The organism is Lysinibacillus sp. NPDC094177 (assembly GCF_050279145.1).
GTDB lineage: Bacteria > Bacillota > Bacilli > Bacillales_A > Planococcaceae > Lysinibacillus.
In genome coordinates this window covers 143,031-162,109 of the sequence record NZ_JBNNTW010000003.1, presented here as the reverse complement: position 1 = coordinate 162,109, position 19,079 = coordinate 143,031, and the positions used below count along the sequence as shown (strand labels likewise).

The following is a 19,079-nucleotide window of genomic DNA, read 5'->3' as shown; positions in this document are numbered from 1 at the left end:
ATCCAAATGATATTGATAGCTAATGTAACGGGAAAGACGATTTTGTCAAAAGTGTTGAAAAAGATGCAATTAAATGGCATTGGTCTGTCCGTTAATATCCTTGAAAGCCCTCTTTACTATATTATAAGGATATAAAATGTTGAGTAACAAAAAAATTTTATCAGACAATATCATATACGAGGGTGTAATAAATGAACAAAGCAGTGAAAATAGCCTCCTAAATAAAAATTAAAAATATTTAGGAGGCTATGAATAATGATTATTAAAACCTACTTCTTTTATACTATCCTCATTTGTAGTAAAACTATTTCTTTTACTTAAATGTTAATTTGTTATTTTTCTCATAGCCCATTCAATGGGTCCCCTTTTATATTTTCTGCACCATAAAACGGAAAATAAAATACTCGCTACAAAAAACAATATTGAAAATAATAATGAAAATGCTAACGTTTGGTTTTCTATTCTATTTAATAAAGCCAATATGCCAACACCGATAAATACATGACTTACATAGTGAGTTAATGTTAACTGCCCCGTTTGAATAAGTGATTTGGTCAACCAATGACTAGGAAAATTTTCTACAATATTAATAGAAGCAACGATGACAATTATCGCTGAGACGGAATTTGATAACATATAAAATATGTTTGGTGGAATTGGTCCAGTTTGAAACAAAAATTCGGCATTGTTACTATCTAATACCAACAGAGATAGTCGCATCAATATTTTTGAAAATACCTCTATCGTTATGAGTAAAAATAAAGAAATATACAACATCTTGTTTCTTACAACTTTCTTCGATAAATTAAGTCTGCCAAGGATCATTCCAAGCAAAAAGAAACATATCCAAGGGAATACTGGATGATACCCATTAAACAACAGATTTCTAATAAAACCTTCTATTGTCCAAAAATCAAGATATTCCATAAACGGCTGCTCAGGATGCCATCCTTTCAAATAATTCATTGTCACTTGTAAGATTTGCGATGTTATTAAAAAAAGACTAGATATGATAATCATGAACTTTGTAGAAGCTACGATAAGAAATGATGCAATCAGCATATAAGCTCCATAATAATGGAGAATATCCCCAGTCCAATCTGCTACATATAAACATAAACCTAGAACAAAAAGAAAAGCGGAACGTTTCCATAATTTCACCTTATTTCCTTTAATAATAGAAAGGTTACCGCCATTTCTAGCTTTTCTTGTCATCAAAGCAACTCCGATACCTGCCAGCGTAACAAAAGTGGCAGATGCTCTTCCTTCAAAAAGACCTGTAAACCATATAAGCCACTCTGGCCCATTTCCTACCGCTCCCATAATAATTTTAAAGTTTACTAACAGCATTCCAAACATAGCTAAGGCTCTGGCAAAATCTAACCCTTCAATACGCTTAGATTGTACCTGTTTGATCATAAATGTTCCTCCTTAAGTACACGATTAATGACTTCTTTTAATATTCTTATATCTGCATTCATCTCATCAGTTATAGAGGTGGGAGGCTTCTGTAACTGTCGTTACACTTTCGTAACAAAAAACATCCATACCTGCCGTTTCACTTTCGTAACAAAAAACATTTGCTAGTTGTTAATGGTATTCTATTGATATGGGGACATTCTTTTATAGATATTACAGACTTTTTATATCTACCTAAATATTAAGGAAACCATTAAAACCATTATTTATCAGAAACCTATGCATTTTTGGGGCGCCCTGCTTAATACATCCTAACTATAAACTATAGGGTTGACCTAATGTCAAACCAACTTTTGTTTGTGTCCACCTCTCAATTCATTTGCCCAATTATAGAATGATGCTAAAACCCACATGGCCCAAATCCATTATCTTTATCACATGGAATTTATACTTACAACTTCTTATAACCATTCTTTCATTATCAGTGATAACTGTTTAAAGTTTTATCATAGGTTTATTGTTTGACATTAGGCTAGCCCTAGAGTTTATATTTATGCTAGAGAAGAGGGATATTATGGATGAAACAATTACAATAAATCAATTGGCTAAAATATTTAATATTAGTCATCATCAAATACGATATTACGAAGAAAAAGGGCTCTTATTTCCATCCTACACGGATAATAATAGATATCGAAAATATTCTCTTAAGGAAATTTATCAGCTTGCTCAAATTTTAATGTTGAGAGACTTAAATCTTTCAATCGCACAAATTAAAGATGTTGTAACGACATATAAAAAAAATGATTATTTGAGTTTATTAAGCGAAAAATCAAAAGAACTTTCAGACGAAATAAACAAACTACAAAAAATTAAAAAGACAATTGATAACCATTATGTAAATATTACAAACAAAAAAGTAAGTTCAACAAAATACTTAACTAAAAATCATTTAGAAAAAATAATCACTTTAAAAACTAATGAAACCTTATCAGCCAAAGATTTTTTAAAATTACAATTATCAACGCAATTTTTTTATAATGATATTATTTATGTTTTTGAAGAAGATGAATATCATATGTGTATAAAAACAGAACATAAAGCTGATTTCATCATGAATGAAGGTAAATATAGTTCTATATTTATTATTGGTGAAAATGATGATGAATTTGAGGAGCAAATATTATCCATTATCGACAAGAAAAAAGCCCCTATCTATGTAATGGAGCTCTCAAGCGGCATTTTTACTAATAGTAATATTCTTGAGTTAGAAATTCTATTTCCCGAAAAAAGTGATAAAAATTAAAGTTCATATTATTCAAGAATCGATCAGAACAGAAGAACTTCGTGCTACAACTTTTTAAATTGTATTATATTACTTTGAAATAATTTTAAGCAGCTCACATTTTTGAACAAAAGTGTTCAAAATGTGAGCTGTTTTTTATACTGAATTATACATTCATGTCTGTAATGGCAGGAATATTTATTTCCTTCACGCATGAAACTGGTGATAGATTAATAACACATTGGACTAGGGCTACAATATCTTGTACAGGAATACGTGTACCTTCATACAATTTAATTGCCTTTTCAGCCCCTTCTTCAAAAGGTACTTCAGCAGCAAGTTCTCCTGGATTAATACACGTTACAGTGATCTTATCTTTTCTCACATGCTCTCGCAAAGCATTTGTAATGCCTCGTAAGCCAAACTTAGATGTAACAAATGAAACTTGAGCATTATTCGTATGATCTAAACCTGCTGTCGATCCTATTAAAACTATTTTTCCATTTTCCGCCTGTCTTAAATTAGATAAAAGCGCCTGAATATATGTAATTGTGGAAGTTAAATTAATATTAATTAAGTTTGCAATATCCCCAACTTCATCTTTATCAAACGTATAGTCATCTTCAAAACCGCACTTTTCCCATACTCCAACATTGTAAATTAATACATCAATAGCAACGCCATTTAAAGCTTCTTTTAAAGCAGGAATATGTTGTTGACTAGATAAATCAATAGCCAGCCATTTACGATTTACGCCATCATTTATATCTATACTACTTGGTCGTGTACGTGACACCACCCATACTGTATCCCCTTCAGTTGGTAAACCCTTTACAAATGCATCACCTAATCCTTGGCTTGCTCCAAATATAATAAAGTTCTTACCCATCCAATCACCCTTTCTATGTAACTACAACATAAGTATATTTAATATAAAAATTAGTAACAACTAAAGTGATTTCTAGGAATATTTGGGTAATAAAACTTATTTATATTTTAAACCTCTTTCACCCAATACGTTGTACAATCGTCACTTCGATCTAGAAGCCATATTCAATTAAGTATCTTCTTAATGATACGTTATCGCTAAAAATAGGCTTTAAAATTTCATTGATTTCTTTTTCGGTATATTTATGCCCTACCGCAAACTTCGTGACAATATGTTGCAGTATAATTATTTTTCGTTTTTCCTTACTTGGAAAACTTTCAATAGGACCATCTAAACCATCTTTAAAATACGTCGCTAGCACTTTTTCTTTCTCGTCTACTGTAATCGCATAACGTTCATCCACCTGCGTCGCCCCCTTTTGAATAGGTTTGTATACTTTTGTTGTTTCTAAAGCTTGCATAATTGCCAGAAAAACTTTTGCTTGTTTTTCTTTTTCTTTCAATTTAAATCGATGCTGTCGAATTGTTGAAATGCGCCCCTGTTGCAAATAGCTTAAGCAATTCGGTTTGGATATCTGATAGCCCTGTATCCTTCTTATTTAATTGAAGTAACGCTTCAAATACAGTGATATGTTCATTCTCGATATGGAGTTATATAGCCTTTTTAGCCGTAAAAAAACGATCATCTATTTTGAATACTTCTTCGGCATCAAATATTTTTTTACAAAATATACACTCATTTGTCTCATATACGTCTACATATCCACTCGATAATTCCTCTATAGTCAAATCATTTAAGCTCATAAACAAAACCTCTCTTTGTTCATCACTTAATAAACAATATATAATAAGTTTATTTATAAACAGCGATAGCATTTGTTTATCTAAAAAAAGAAGAATCCATTTTGACAATAATCTATCAAAACAGATTCCTCACAACGTTTCGCAATATAAGTTTATTGTTACTTATCTAATCGTTTTTTTCACTTTGCCGATATATGAAAACACTGCTTATTATGCCAAGTCCACCAAATAACAAAATCCAAATATTCTTAAAAAAAAGTCCATAGATCGTCATTACACTACCTATAATTCCACTTGAAAAAGCACTGGATACCATGGATTTTTTTGTTGGTTTAGGGAACTGGATAGAGGTTCCCAGATTTTTATTTCCCCATTTACATGCCGCATCCATGATATTTTGTAGTTTGTCTAACATCTTTTTATCCTCCTATTTTTAGAATACGAAAAAAGAAAAAAATGCATTGGACAAAGCACCCAAAAAAGCCAACATTGAAAATGATAAACAAACCATTCCGCCAATCATTTTCGACTTCTGTCCTCTATTCTTTTTGGATATTAAAACTAATCCGAAGATTAGTAGGAAGATGGCTAAAATGATATTAATCGTGATAAAGAAGGGTGCTGTTTCTTTTAGAAAGTCTATAATGCTCCAAAATAAACTCATTGATATCTCCTCCTATTTTATAGTTGAAATAGAGACTCTACTCAAAGATGCTTGCTACCAATTGCTTAGTCATAAATTGAAATGTGGCAAAATGATCACAGTTCTTTGAAATTCCTTCTTTACTTGCAATGCTTGAAAGAAGGACGGTGAAGGTAGAAAAGGCTAAATTTTCAGGAACTTTCAATTTAAGATTTGCTCGTTTGATTGCTGTGCGAAAAAGTTCACTACTATCAAATATTAATTTTTCTTTCATTTCCTCAGAAAGTTTACTATAAAACGATGTGAAATCAGTCGTTTTCACGTCATAAAGAAATGGTTTGCTTTCGTATTCATAGTAAAGCTGGATTATGGCTGTTTCAAAGCCGGACTTTTCAGGGCATTGTTCAATTCGCTCAATGAAATTTTCATAAATCGTCTCTTGAATGTCATACAGAACTTCAAAAAAAAGTTCTTCCTTACTTGAATATAAATTATAAAAAGTACCTGTAGATATTTCTGCTTTCTTACACAATGCGCCAATGCTTGTTTCTTTATATCCCGGAGAAATCCAAAATGCCATACACTCATCTTTCAATTTACTTTTAATTAGAATTTTATCTTCTTCTGAAAAAACTTTCTTTCCTCTTGCCATAGATAAGCACCCCCTCTTTTATGAATATTTTATATGAATATTCATATGTTATATTCACAATATATCACTAACACCAATTTTTAACAAGATATTAAATAGAAACCATTTAAAAATTCACTCTAATCTTTGAGTTCACTGTACAATAAAAAGCCAACGTTTTAAAAAAACGTCGGCTTTTCTTTAATTTCAAAAAATCTATTCAATCTTGCTCTTCAATAAGAAAAACTGCCTTTGACTTTGGCAGCTTGATTTAAAAATTATATCTTTTAGTCGTTATTAAACCCTTAACGAGCAAAGGAAGTCCCTTGCAGTATGCTTCATAACTCAATCTTTTTCTCTTGCCCTCTGTGTATCTCTTATATTTTTTTGAATCGTTATTGCTGAAAATAAACTAAGAACAAACGCCATACCATAAAATCCTTTTTCGCTAAAAACAATGCTTCCTGCATTGTATAAACCGATGGCCATTAATGCAATAGATACAATAAGTGCAAACCAGCTAATACCATAATAAATATTAGTAACTGGTATTCCCTCATCCTTATCTCTAACTGCTTTTTGTAAAGATATCGCTGAATAGAGTCCGAACACTAAAACTGCAAAGTAATATCCCTTTTCGTTCAATTGCATAGTTGCGTTAAACAAACCTATAAGATAAGACGCAACTCCTACTAATAGCGCTGCCCACGAAGCCCCTTTGAAGGCTGGAGTCGGTTCTCCTTCTTTCCTCTCCTCTTTCACTTTTAAATCATTTCGTTTTTCTTTATCTAATAAAACTTCATCATCATTGGACATACAATTTTTCGCCTCCATATTTTAATCTAATAAAAATGGAGCACCAGAGACATTGTAGTGTGCACCCATATTCCTGCAAAACGTATCTGCCATTAAATTGAACAATAAAAAACGATCTTCGTTATTAAAGTATATGCTCATTAGCAGTAAGACTTCACAAAATTAAAGTTTCCGCGATTCGAGATTATTGCATCCGGAATCGGCTTTATGCTTAGTTCAGCATGAGGTATGAGTGTAAATCTTAAATAAGTTGTACTAACTCTGGATTTAATACAACTCTATGATACCTCCAACAATCAGAGTATTCTGTACCAATTTCGTGGTCATTCAAGCAAACCCTGTTCATTCCATCGCAGCCGTCAAGACCACAACATCCATTTAATCTACTTCCATCTGAATGGCGGTTTGAATTGATTAAATCCTTTATGTTGATAATGATAGAACCTTTTACTAGTTCGTAAGCTGTTTCCTCTTGAATTAAATAAAAGCCTCTAGGAATATAATCTTGACCATCATTTTCATTAATCAAATTCAGGTCTTTTAATTCCGATAATGGTTCAGAAATTTCTAAATTACATTCTTTACAAATCAGTTTCAACTTGTCGTTTTCTCCTTTTATATGAATATGTGTTTCAGTCGATGCTAGAAACCGGTTACCCGTTAGCCGTCTATGTAGCACTAAACTAGCGCTAAATAACAGACAAGTTACGTTCTTTCATGAGAGAAAAAGAACTGCCTATGCAACCCAATTCCATTACCATGATGGGTTATATTACCAAATCCAACTTCTGCTTATCATTTCATAATTTCGAGATAATATCAACAAATCTTTGATTCTCTTCAAATAATGGGGAATGAGCAGAATTTTCAAACCAAAGCCATGTTTTATTTTTTGCCTGGAGGGAATCAAACCATTCACGAGCCGCTTCTGGTGGCGTTGTTAAATCATGTCTTCCCATCATCAGCGTAATAGGCACCACAACTGATTGAATAGTTTCACTTAAATCGATTCTTCTCATTTCATCAATTAGATTATGCATACTAAAGAATTGACCTTTCACAAAACGGAAAATATCAAATAGCGAATATTCCTTACTTTTAAGCATTTTTTTGATTAAAGTATAGATAAGTTTTCCGTCGTGGGAGATGCCTCCCCGGAAGGATTCTAAATATTTTTGGTGGATTCGATCATTTTTCATGTTACTCCAAGGCGGCTTCCCCATTTCATTTAACCGGGTAATGGCTTTTTGGTGCTCTTGTTCCTTCGCTTTTTCCAGTACTAATTGGTACGATAATTCCTCCGTTTTTTGGACACTTATCACTTGGGAGACGCCGATATAATGGTGATACCATTCAGGATGTTTATGGATAGCCAATAATCCCAAAATTGTCCCCCATGAATGCCCAACCAGATAGATTTTATCCTGTTGATATTCTTTTCGAAGATAGTTGGTAACCTCAAACGTATCTTCTAATAATCGATCAACCTTCATGGATTCTTGTGGAATTTTTTTTGAATAGGACAATCCCGCGCCTCTTTGGTCCCAATTCACAACGATAAAGTGTTTTTCTAATTCCTTCTGATAATCAGCAATAATGCCGATCTGACTTGTTCCAGGTCCACCATGTAAAAAAAGTAGAACAGGTAGCGATTGATCTTCTCCTCGAATCAAAAGCCATTGTTCAACTCCGCCTACGGAGATTGATTTTAACTCCGCAATGGCATTTTCTCTACGAATACCTATTGTTTTCCGTGAAAACATCTTAACTCCCCCTCATGTTTGCCCTACCCCTAATCACAACACTCATACCTTTAAAGACTTTCCAGAAATTAAGATGAGAAATCATCAGTAATTTCTACCACTTCAATTTTTCCGTTTATCAAAAGTTCAGTAAATTCATTTCTAACATTACCCTTCCAATATTCTCTAGCTTGTTCAATTTTTTGAGCGAAAGGAACCCCATCCTCCTTTGGTAAAAGGTTTGCATCTCCTTCAAAATATTTCCCAATAACTCGAAGTTAAACAATCTACAAAACATTACAATTGTATGAATCAAATACTTCTTTCCATTTCAAAGCGTCTTCATAGCTTTTAGCAGCATATAAGCAAGACAATCTTGAAGGATATTCAGGATGTTCCTGTAGTCTAACCATTTCTACTACCACTTCTCTAATAGCTCTGATTGTTTGTCCTACATACTTAATAGCTACTTCGGCATTCTCTTTACTAATGTTCAAGCCCTTAATTATATAATGACCATATAAAATCTTAATAAAGTCTTCACCTTTAGAGTTCAATTGTTCCGTTTCAAAAAAGAAGCTATATAAGGTATTCTTTTGGTTCTTGTCAAAGTTAATTATCTGTCCCGTGCTCATTTTATTTCAAGTAACGATATGATAAACATAAAATTCGTTCTCGTTCATGATCTGCCTCCAATTGGTCTACATTATTAACTTTTTTCATCAGAACAGGGAGGTATTTCGAACTTACCTGCACCGTTAGTTTAAGTACATTTCTTCATAATCTTTAAATAAACTTTAACATATATATCCAATAAAAAATCACCTCTTAGACAATCTAATGAGGTGATTTTAATCAATGCTTTATTATAAACGATCAAGCTTCTTTACAAAGCTACACTTTTCCCAAGTAGCCATTAGCAAGTCTATCGGCACTCAATTTTAAGAAGCATCTTCAAACTGACTATTATATAGATCCGCATAGAATCCTTTTTCTGCAATCAGCTCTTCATGATTACCGCTTTCAATAATATCTCCGTCTTTCATAACTAAAATCAAATCGGCGTTTTTAATTGTTGAAAGTCTATGGGCAATAACAAATGATGTTCTGCCAACCATCAATTTATCCATTGCTTTTTGAATAAGTGCTTCAGTACGCGTGTCAACGGAGCTAGTAGCTTCATCTAAAATAAGCAACGGTGCTTTTTTAACCATTGCCCTTGCAATCGTAATAAGCTGTTTCTGTCCTACAGATAAACTTGTATTATCATTTAAAACTGTATCATAACCTTTCGGCAACGTTTTAATAAAGTGGTGCAAACCTACTGCCTTACAAGCTGCAACCACTTCTTCATCGGTTACATGCTCTTTGTTATAAATGATATTTTCCTTAATGGTACCTTCGAATAACCAAGTATCTTGCAGCACCATGCAAAATAAGTCATGAACATTTTTACGAGTAATGGACTTAGTCGGTACATCCTCAATCATGATTTCCCCGCTGTCTACCTCATAGAAACGCATGAGTAGATTAACAAGTGTTGTTTTCCCAGCCCCTGTAGGTCCGACGATTGCCACTTTTTGACCGGCTTTTATTTGAGCAGAGAAATCTTTGATAATAAGTTTCTCTTTCGTATATCCGAACTTAACGTTTTTAAATTCTACATTACCATTAACATCTTTGGCATCTAATGTGGCTTTCTTATCACTTTCGTCTTTAAGCTCCTCTTCTTGTAAGAACTCAAATACACGTTCACTTGCTGCGGCAGTTGATTGTAAACTTGTAGCTGCCTGTGCTAACTGAGACAATGGCTGTGTAAATAGGCGGATATAAACCATAAATGAAACAATAACACCAAATGTAATAGAACCTTTCACTGTTAGTGCGGCACCTACTACACAAACAACAACATAACCTAAATTTCCAATAAAAATCATAAGAGGCATCATCATGCCCGACATAAACTGTGCTCGCCAAGCGCTATTAAATAGACTTTCATTGATTTCATTAAATTCTTGCTTCGCTACTTTTTCACCATTATAAACCTTCATAACACTATGCCCTGAATAGATTTCTTCAATATGGCCATTTATTTTACCAAGGTCCTGCTGTTGGCGTATGAAGTACTTTCGGGATTTGGATATAATAAAGGTCATGAATACAAATCCAATGAAAGTTGCTGCAATGGCAGAAAGAGCCATCGTAACATTAATATAGAACATCATAATCAAAGATCCAAAGAACATAACTCCCGCTGACACTAACGAACCAATACTTTGGTTTAGAGACTGTCCAATCATATCCACATCATTCGTGACACGACTTAACACATCTCCGTGGGTTGTAGAGTCAAAGTATTTCAATGGTAATCTATCGATTTTGTTCGAAATATCTGTCCGTAACCTTTTGGAAACTCGCTGCGTAATTGTAGCCATAATAAACGCCTGAATATAATTGAATACAAAGCTCAATCCATACAAAATAGCAAGTAACAGGCCGATTTTTCCTATTGCCGTAATATCAATCTCACCAGACATGCCATCCATTATCAAATCGGTAATCTCACTCAGCTTATTGGGTCCAATGATCGTGAAAATTGTTCCTACAACTGCCAAAACAATTGCAAAGATTATCGCTGGTAAATAAGGTTTACAATAAGCAATCAACTTTCCCATAGGCTTTTTAAAATTCTTTGGTTTTTCTCCAGGAGCCATCATATGACCCGGACCACCTGGACCACCTGGACCTTTTCGAGGCTTATTTTGTGTATTACTCATTTTCCAACTCCTCCTTCGATAGTTGCGAATAGGCAATTTCCTGATAAGTGCTGCAAGTTTTCAATAATTCACTATGTTTCCCCACACCAACGATTTTACCTTCATCAAGAACAATGATTTTATCAGCATCTTTAATCGTTCCAATTCGCTGTGCCACAATCAAAGAGGTTGCACCTTTCGTCTCTTTTTTCAAAGTAGAACGAAGTTGACGGTCTGTTTTATAATCTAGGGCAGAGAACGAATCATCAAAAATAAAGATTTCTGGATTTCTATTCACTGCTCTTGCAATAGAAAGACGTTGTTTTTGTCCTCCTGAAAGATTTGTACCACCTTGGGCAATAGCCGCTTCATATTCGCCTTCCATTTTCTCCACAAACTCTTGCCCTTGTGCAATTTCCACCGCTTTTTTGATCTCCTCATCAGTTGATGGGTTCTGGCCGTTATTACCGTAGGCAACATTAGATTTTACCGTACCTGAAAATAATACGGCTTTCTGAGAAACGTAGCCAAGCTTATTATAAAGAGCTTCTTGTGCATATTCTTTCACATTAATGCCGTCGATTAATACCTCTCCCTCAGTAACATCATAAAATCTTGGGATTAAATTAATTAGCGTACTCTTACCACTACCCGTAGAACCGATAAAAGCAACAGTTTCGCCTTTATGCGCTGTAAAGCTAATATCCTTTAAAACATAGTCTTCTGCATCAGGATATTTAAAACTAACATTACGCAATTCGATTTCACCTTCGATCCCCTTAGGAGACGATTGTATTTCTCCATCAATAATTGTCTGAGGTGTATTTAGTACTTCATTAATACGTGCTGCAGATACTGCTGCTCTCGGTAGCAAAATGAATGTCATTGATAATAGCATAAATGCCATAACTACCTGCATTGCATAAGATGAAAATACGACCATATCACTAAACTTACCAATTCTATCCATACCCGCTGCATTATTAATTAAATGCGCGCCAATCCAATAGATTGAAAGAGTTAAACCTGACATAATCAGACCCATCCCCGGTTGCATAAGGGCCATAAGGCGGTTCACAAAAAGATTTGTATCAGTTAAATCGTTATTTACTTTTTCAAATTTTTCTTCCTGATACCCTTGTGCGTTATAAGCATGAACAACACGAATACCAGTTAAACCTTCTCTTGTTACTCGGTTAAGATTATCTGTCAGTTTTTGAACGACTTTAAACTTCGGAAGCACAAAGATGATTAGGTTACCTATCAAAATAAGTAAAACAATGACAGCTACTCCTGTTGCCGCTGACCACTCCCAACTTTTCCCCATGATCTTCAAAATAGCCCATGTTGCAAGGATAGGAGCCTTGATCATAACTTGAAGACCCATTGCAACAGTTTGCTGTATTTGCGTTATATCATTAGTGGAACGAGTAATTAGGCTTGCGATTGAAAAACCATTAATCTCCTCCATAGAGAAAGATAGAGTTTTGTTAAATACTCCTTTTCGCAATTCCTTTGAAAGAGACGTTGCTACCCTTGCTGCAAAATAGCCCACAATGACTGCCAAAATCATACTGCCAAGGGCACATAAAAGCATCTTCCCTCCAGCTGTCCATATCTCGCTCGTTTTACTGCCCTGTGTTTGTACAAGGGTTGTGATTTTGGACATATAGTCAGGCAACTTCAAATCCAACCAAACTTGCCCTACAATGAACACAATACTAGCTACGATTAGCGTCCATTCTTTTGGTTTTAAGTATTTAAATATTTTCAACATATTTGCAGTCCTCCTCAATTTAGTTAGCATGCTAACTATATAGTGAAAATAATTCAAAATAGCATCTTCATCAAGATTCCAGATTCTTTTTCATGGCATCCATCACTTCAAAAAAAACATCAAGTTTCTCTTCCGGGATACCTGTTAGTAATTTTTGTTCAAGCATCGCTCTACGAGTCATGATACTTTCATGTATTTTCAGCGCATTTTCTGTTAAGACAATTTTTTTGAGTCTTGTATCATAGGGAACAGTTTGCCTTGTAATCAATCCATTACTTTCCATGGATTTTAGTATTCTAGATGCTGTTGATTTGCGAATAGAAAATTCTCGTTCAAAATCTTTTTGAAACACATCTTTATCTTGGTTTTTGCAAAGATAACTAATAGTCCAACCGTGCATGGCTGTAAGGTTATCTCTTTTAGTTAGTGTAGTACATGCGGCTTGATCCAGTTGTCTTCTCATTAGAAGTGATAATGTGCGCAACTCTAATCCAACTGATCTCATTTTGCTCAATTTTCTACCTCCAATAAGTTAGCGTGCTAACTTTATTTTTTATAAACTAGTGTCCCTGGTGGAGCATGGCATAGCTAACTCAATACATAATAAATTTATTCGTAAGATGCTTATGCCCTTAAGTGAAAGATGATCATGTTCAGATTTATCTTATTTAGTTTGCCATATTGTCTGTAAAAAATCCAACAATAAAGTGTGCTTGTAAATGACAAAATAACAATGTACATTTTTGCCTGTTCTCAGTCTTAATTTGTTGGTCTGGAATAAAGTTTGATTATTTTTTGGTAGCCCTTTTTTAACTAACGCACACGCTAGTTTTAAGTACATTTCTTCCTCTAAAATCATAGCCAAAAACTCACTAAGTCTCTCTTCATTTAGCAGAAACAACACAGTGATAAAAACAAGTATGTAAATATAAAAACAGATGTTCAAAAAGGATTGCCTTTTTGAACATCTGTACTTTATTTCAACGGAATATTCAGTTCAATATTTTTTCCAATTGGATTGAAGTAATAACTTAAATATAATTTTGCTTTGCCATCATAATTTTCAAAGTTCTCCGTCTCAAATAGGTACTGTTCATCATCTGAGAACGAGCTACCTTTATATTCTAACGTCGTGCCATCTGCTTTTACAGCTCTATTTAGAAACGAATGTGCCATTCTATCATCCCATTTCTTTGCAGCAAATGATACACTTTGCTGCGTTACAGAAATATCCCAATCCAAATAATCAGGCTTCGTAAGTACTTCTTTTTTGCCAAAATCAACTTCGATATAATCCTCGCCCTTTGGGACGGCATGAACAGCTCCAATTAATATTTTGAGTGAATCTGAATCATGGAAATAATTACTTTGTAAATTAAGCGTGAATTTGCCGTCTCGAATATCACCACGTAATGACAAGCCATATTTAATACCTTCTCTTCGCTCCCCATTTTCCGTCTCGACCGCAATATCATCAAGCGCTAAAATTTGCATCGTATTCGCTTCATCTATTTCAATATCGATTGCCGTTCTTAGTGGAGAACGGCGAATTTGTGTAATCGTAAATTTCTGACCAACGACATCTACAGTACGATTCGCAGTAATAATTTTTTCTTTTGCGATTTCGTTTTGTAGTGAAAACGGGATCGTCATTTCAATGTTCCCCTTATCCTTTTCATTAAAACGAAAAACCGCTTTAAAATCCTTTGAAGTATAAGCGAAAGGCTCTGAAAAATTATATTCTACTGAAGAAGAGATGCGTGTTTGATGTGATTGATGACTGGTAAATGAACCCCCTTCAATTTCTTCGTCCCCTTGAAACAAATGAACTTCCTCCAAGTGTAAATCCGACATATCAAATGAGGCATCTGCGTCATAGTAAAGTACTAATCCCGAATTATCTGCAATCACGCCTTGCAATGTAAGTGATAGACCATTTTTAGACTGCGTCGTATTGATTTCTTCATAGTATCCATTGTCCACAATATCTTTTATCCCTTTATCTCTTACAACCGCTAATACAATTTGTTGAAAGCCAGGAATTTTTGCAACATAGCTAGCAATCGTAGGAGAAACACGAATTGAAAATAAAAGGCTTAAGCAAAGCAAAAAGGCTATTGCAACCGGAACAATGCGCTTCTTTGCTCTTTTTTCTCGTTGAACTTTACGAAACATATCCATCCTAACTTGTTGAAGTTTCTCCTTTGGAACGTCAATCGGTAGTTTACTCATAGCCAGTCCTCCTTTTCTCCAGCGAAGTTTCTAAGCTTCTTGAGTATGTGATGAAGCTTAGACTTTACAGTACCCTCCGGAATTTGATTTAGCTCGGCAATTTCTTTGTTTTTTAGTTTCTGAAAATATTTCATATAGACGAGTTGCTGCTCAGATAAGGATAAATGTTCCAATAACCGCTCCATATCAGAGTAGATGACCCATTCAACTTGGTGATGTTCCTGAATTGAAACAGTTGGTTGACGTTTTCGTAAATGGTCTTTACAACAATTGATTAAGACGCGCACCAGCCATGTTCTGGCATATTCGTGCTGTTTAACGGTATGCATTTTTTTCAGTGCCTTGTAAATTAGGTCCTGCATCACGTCTAAAGCGTCTTGTTCATTTTTCAGATATGTAAAAGCCATACGATATAAAATATCTTCATCCATTTCAATAAGTGAAAGTATCGCTTGATGATCCCCACGAACAGCACGCTTTACGATATCAAATTCCATCCTTTTCGCCTCCTTCCTTAATTAGACTCAGCGATGCTTCATTTCGTTCAAAAAATTTAAAATTATTTTTGAATCCTTTCTTACGCTGTCTTTAATTATATCCCGACAAAAAGAAATTCTAGATACGCAGGACGATAAGCTATTTATCTTTGATTTTATTATCAAATATACAGCTATTTATTTTCCACAGACCGATTGAATAATATATTCTCCAGCTACGTTAAGAGATTTTCTATGTATCGATATAAATCTAACCTGTTCGCTTTCACTGTTTCGGCAAGGATCAAACAGATGGTTGTCCTAATAAAATGGAGGGCGTTATGAAGTTCTTTTAGGCTTACTGACTCTTCAAAAGAATTAGAAAAAAATACGTGAAGCAGTAAAATTAATGAGAGATATATCATTTACAATTGCTTCACAATTTAAAAGTGCTAACTATGATTTACTTAAAACTACTTCAAGAAAAATTGAATTTTATTTGAATCAAAAAGCTAATATTGAAGCCTTGTTAATGGAGGCATGAAGCATGAGCATTAATTATCGGGGTACGGAAAAGTCAATTTACTGATAAAATTTGAAATTAATGGAAGCTGACGTGAAGTTTAGAAATAATCAAGTTAAGATTAAGTTAACACCCTCCCTACTTGAAAGAGATACTTCGATTGGTAGGAATACCTGGAGCAGACGTATACCAGAATACATTGCTGAGCTGAATCGTCCTGTATTAAAAAGTACATCCTTAATGATAATGAGGATATTGCCTTACCAAGTATTGATATTATGTATGAAAAATTCAAGCAAAAACTAGAACAATTAAAAATGACTTAATTTCATTTTATCAAATTCTATATGACACTTATTCTGAATTACTCGATTTTTAAAAAAAGGAAACAAAAACTTGAATTAAAAAAATAAACAAATAGAGCTACTCATTTCAAGCAGCTCTATAACGAATTAATAGTTTCAAGCTTATTTATTCACCTTGTAGAAAATCCAAAATCTAAGGTGAGTAAATTTAGTAAAAAAAATTTGGATATTAACTCTGATTTAGAGAGTAATTTAAGACCTGAAGCACCTATAAAACAAAGAAAAAAGAAAAAAGAAAATTTCAAACATCTACATGACGAATTCAATTAATAAGTTTTTTTGCGGAATAGATCATAAATCTCTTCCGCTTTTACTTTTCATTAAACTCAAATTCAATTTTTCCTTCTACCAAACGGAGTGATGCGTTAAATTGTTTACCATTCTTTGATTTAAACCCTTTAACAACAGCTGTTTTACCAATCTTACATAAATCATTAATGTTCTTTTCAGTTAGTTTTTTTCCTAATAGCCTTTCTGGGAATGTTTGCTTACAACCATTTTTATAATTCGAACAACCGTAAAAGCTTTTACGCAAACCTATTTTTCCTACTTTACATGTCGGACACGTCACAATATCTCTCACAGCAGCTGGTTTAAACTGCTCAGCTTCAATTGTGAGTGACTCTAACTGTTTAGGCACCTCTGCAATTAATTGATTAACAAACTTGCCTATGCTTTCAATAAAATGTTTTGCAGAGCCTTCTCCACGACCAATTTTATTTAAGTAAATTTCCCATTTTGCAGTCATAGAAGGACTTGAGAGTAATGTCCCTTCAATTGCCCGACATAAAAGCGCCCCTTTAGGCGTAATACTCACTATGTTTTTTCGTACTTCAATAAATCCATGTTTTTTAATCGTCTCTATAATGCCACTCCGAGTTGCTTCTGTACCAATACCTTCAATCGATTTCAGCACCTCGATTTCTTCTTCATCCTCAACTGATTTACCACATGTTTTCATCATCGTAATGAGTTGTCCTTCTGTATAAGGCTTAGGAGGCGTTGTCTTGCCTTCTAGTATTGAAATCTTACTTTGTACCATCTCATTTTGGAATACGACAGGTAACGACTCCTCACGCTCCTGCAACTCTTTTTCACTTGAAAACAATTCTTTCCAACCTTTTACAAGTTCTGTTTTCCCTACTGTTTTAAACTCTAATTTTTTGACATTCGTTATAATCGTTTTTTCATCGTATTCATAATCTTGATGAAACATGGCGAGTGTTGTATTGACAATTTCGAAATAAATATTTCGTTCATCAGCATTCATGGATTGTAACGCTTTTTCTGTCGGCACTTTTTTCGTAGGAATAATAGCATAGTGCTCCCCAACATTGGCACTGTCGACGTAGCGTTTGTTATTCCCTCGATTTATCGCATTAAATGACTTTCCCACGACCTGCTGATATTTTGCCAATGATTCATTTAAATAGGCAAACTCGTTATGTGTAATGAGTTGTGAATCGGTACGTGGGTAAGAAACGAGCTTTTTCTCATAAAGTGATTGAGTAAGTTTCAAAACATTCGACGGACTGTATTTCCAACGTTTATTGGCGGCTGCTTGTAATGTTGATAACGCATGTAGTTTGGGTGGTGCAATACGTTTCGTTTTGTTCGATACACTCGTAATTAAACCTGTATCCATCGGTTCAACCCCATGTTGTTGCAATAATTGCACAGCCTCTCCACGCTCTTTTGTTTTTAACTTTGCTTTCCCTTTATATACACCATTTTGTGCTTTAAAAATCCCTTCAATTTCATAAAAATTTTCAGGCTTGAAATGTTCGATTTCCTGTTGTCTTTTATAAATTAAATATACGGTTGGCGATTGCACACGTCCGATAGAGATACTACCCTTAAAGCCTTTTTTTTGTAAAAGTAGCGTATATAGGCGACTACAGTTCATGCCTACTAACCAATCGCTAATTTGACGTGTTTTTGCTTCTTGGTACATGAGCAGATCACGCTCATTACTTTGCATATTATTAAAACCTTTTCGAATTTCCTCAACCTCTAATGAATTGATCCATAATCGTTTAACAGCCTTATTTACTTTCGTCATTTTTAAAAGTGAGTAGAATATATTTGAACCTTCACGTTCACTATCGCAGCAGTTATATATCATTGTTACTTGCGGATCACTAAAGATTTTTTTTACAGCATTAAATTGTGAATACATTTTTGAGACAACTTTATCTTCAAATTTTTGTGGAATGATAGGTAATGATCCAAGCGACCATTTATCCCATTCCTTTTGATATTCTTTTGGTTCCTTTAATTCAACAAGATGACCAACTGCCCAAGTAATTACTGCACCTTTTGGAAAAGTAGAACAAGGTTCCAATTCAATAAATGTTTTCTCTTTTTGTTTAATTTTAAAAGCTTCTGCATAAGCTCTTGCTTGAGATGGTTTCTCTGCTAAAATAGCGATTTTCCCCATAATCATCACATCTTCTTTAAAATATTTTAGTAGCTTTTTATATAAAAACATAAAACTCAACTAATCAGATTAGTTGAGTTTATTGTGAAATACCTTACTACTATTTTACTTTAAACAATTTAAAATATCACTTACTAAAATCTTTGTATCAGAGGCACCCTTCAAATATTTTATAACTCCAGTCGCAAGCCAATCAATTTCATCTAGCTTCATTAAAATTTGTGCAATTTTGACGGAATTAGGCTACTTTGATTTAACTAAGCAATTATCATTTATCACTTT

The 19,079-nt window shown here is 33.9% G+C and carries 16 protein-coding genes and 2 pseudogenes; 2 read left to right on the top strand and 16 right to left on the bottom strand.

From position 1 onward, the window contains the following. Positions 1-324 precede the first annotated feature (324 nt). Positions 325-1,419, bottom strand: coding sequence for a DUF418 domain-containing protein (locus tag ACQKNC_RS06785; protein ID WP_427424087.1), 1,095 nt, complete (start codon positions 1,417-1,419; stop codon positions 325-327). A gap of 574 nt (positions 1,420-1,993) precedes the next feature. Between ACQKNC_RS06785 and ACQKNC_RS06780 the strand changes: the two genes are divergently transcribed. After that, positions 1,994-2,725, top strand: a complete 732-nt coding sequence (locus ACQKNC_RS06780; RefSeq protein WP_427424086.1) for a MerR family transcriptional regulator — start codon at positions 1,994-1,996, stop codon at positions 2,723-2,725. Positions 2,726-2,870: 145 nt separating this feature from the next. On the opposite strand, the gene ACQKNC_RS06775 is transcribed toward ACQKNC_RS06780, so the two are convergent. The 14 genes and pseudogenes from ACQKNC_RS06775 to ACQKNC_RS06710 all read right to left on the bottom strand — a co-directional run bounded on the left by ACQKNC_RS06775 (position 2,871) and on the right by ACQKNC_RS06710 (position 15,490). Next, entirely contained in the window at positions 2,871-3,593 is a 723-nt protein-coding gene (locus ACQKNC_RS06775) for an SDR family NAD(P)-dependent oxidoreductase (protein ID WP_427424085.1), read from the bottom strand. A 107-nt stretch (positions 3,594-3,700) separates the two neighbouring features. Next, a pseudogene (locus ACQKNC_RS06770) lies at positions 3,701-4,396 on the bottom strand (DUF2087 domain-containing protein). Between the two features lie 166 nt (positions 4,397-4,562). Beyond that, entirely contained in the window at positions 4,563-4,811 is a 249-nt protein-coding gene (locus ACQKNC_RS06765; RefSeq protein WP_427424084.1) for a hypothetical protein, read from the bottom strand. A gap of 18 nt (positions 4,812-4,829) precedes the next feature. Next, positions 4,830-5,060 carry a hypothetical protein gene (locus ACQKNC_RS06760; protein WP_427424083.1) on the bottom strand — a complete coding sequence of 77 codons (231 nt, stop codon included), beginning with the start codon at positions 5,058-5,060 and terminating at the stop codon, positions 4,830-4,832. Positions 5,061-5,097: 37 nt separating this feature from the next. Continuing rightward, on the bottom strand, positions 5,098-5,691 hold the full coding sequence (locus tag ACQKNC_RS06755; protein WP_427424082.1) for a TetR/AcrR family transcriptional regulator: 594 nt from the start codon (positions 5,689-5,691) through the stop codon (positions 5,098-5,100). Between the two features lie 324 nt (positions 5,692-6,015). After that, positions 6,016-6,486 (bottom strand): inner membrane protein YiaA, encoded by a 471-nt coding sequence (yiaA, locus tag ACQKNC_RS06750; RefSeq protein WP_427424081.1) that lies wholly within the window; start codon positions 6,484-6,486, stop codon positions 6,016-6,018. A 241-nt stretch (positions 6,487-6,727) separates the two neighbouring features. After that, positions 6,728-7,084 (bottom strand): hypothetical protein, encoded by a 357-nt coding sequence (locus tag ACQKNC_RS06745; RefSeq protein WP_427424080.1) that lies wholly within the window; start codon positions 7,082-7,084, stop codon positions 6,728-6,730. Positions 7,085-7,286: 202 nt separating this feature from the next. Further along, complete coding sequence (locus ACQKNC_RS06740; protein ID WP_427424079.1) at positions 7,287-8,249, bottom strand: alpha/beta fold hydrolase; 963 nt, start codon at positions 8,247-8,249, stop codon at positions 7,287-7,289. Between the two features lie 68 nt (positions 8,250-8,317). Then, positions 8,318-8,863: pseudogene (locus tag ACQKNC_RS06735) on the bottom strand (DUF2441 domain-containing protein). A gap of 306 nt (positions 8,864-9,169) precedes the next feature. Beyond that, on the bottom strand, positions 9,170-11,005 hold the full coding sequence (locus ACQKNC_RS06730) for an ABC transporter ATP-binding protein (RefSeq protein ID WP_427424078.1): 1,836 nt from the start codon (positions 11,003-11,005) through the stop codon (positions 9,170-9,172). Then, positions 10,998-12,761 (bottom strand): ABC transporter ATP-binding protein, encoded by a 1,764-nt coding sequence (locus tag ACQKNC_RS06725; RefSeq protein ID WP_427424077.1) that lies wholly within the window; start codon positions 12,759-12,761, stop codon positions 10,998-11,000. The genes ACQKNC_RS06730 and ACQKNC_RS06725 overlap by 8 nt, the downstream gene beginning before the upstream one ends. Before the next feature lie 70 nt (positions 12,762-12,831). Beyond that, a complete protein-coding gene (locus ACQKNC_RS06720; protein ID WP_427424336.1) occupies positions 12,832-13,266 on the bottom strand; it encodes a MarR family winged helix-turn-helix transcriptional regulator in 435 nt (144 codons plus the stop codon). A gap of 470 nt (positions 13,267-13,736) precedes the next feature. Then, positions 13,737-14,993 (bottom strand): DUF4179 domain-containing protein, encoded by a 1,257-nt coding sequence (locus ACQKNC_RS06715; RefSeq protein ID WP_427424076.1) that lies wholly within the window; start codon positions 14,991-14,993, stop codon positions 13,737-13,739. Beyond that, positions 14,990-15,490, bottom strand: coding sequence for a sigma-70 family RNA polymerase sigma factor (locus ACQKNC_RS06710; RefSeq protein ID WP_427424075.1), 501 nt, complete (start codon positions 15,488-15,490; stop codon positions 14,990-14,992). The genes ACQKNC_RS06715 and ACQKNC_RS06710 overlap by 4 nt, the downstream gene beginning before the upstream one ends. Before the next feature lie 388 nt (positions 15,491-15,878). On the opposite strand from ACQKNC_RS06710, the gene ACQKNC_RS06705 reads away from it, so the two are divergent. Continuing rightward, complete coding sequence (locus ACQKNC_RS06705) at positions 15,879-16,013, top strand: hypothetical protein (protein WP_427424074.1); 135 nt, start codon at positions 15,879-15,881, stop codon at positions 16,011-16,013. A gap of 654 nt (positions 16,014-16,667) precedes the next feature. Here the strand turns inward: ACQKNC_RS06705 and topB are convergent. Continuing rightward, positions 16,668-18,797, bottom strand: a complete 2,130-nt coding sequence (gene topB / locus ACQKNC_RS06700) for a DNA topoisomerase III (protein WP_427424335.1) — start codon at positions 18,795-18,797, stop codon at positions 16,668-16,670. Positions 18,798-19,079 lie beyond the last annotated feature (282 nt).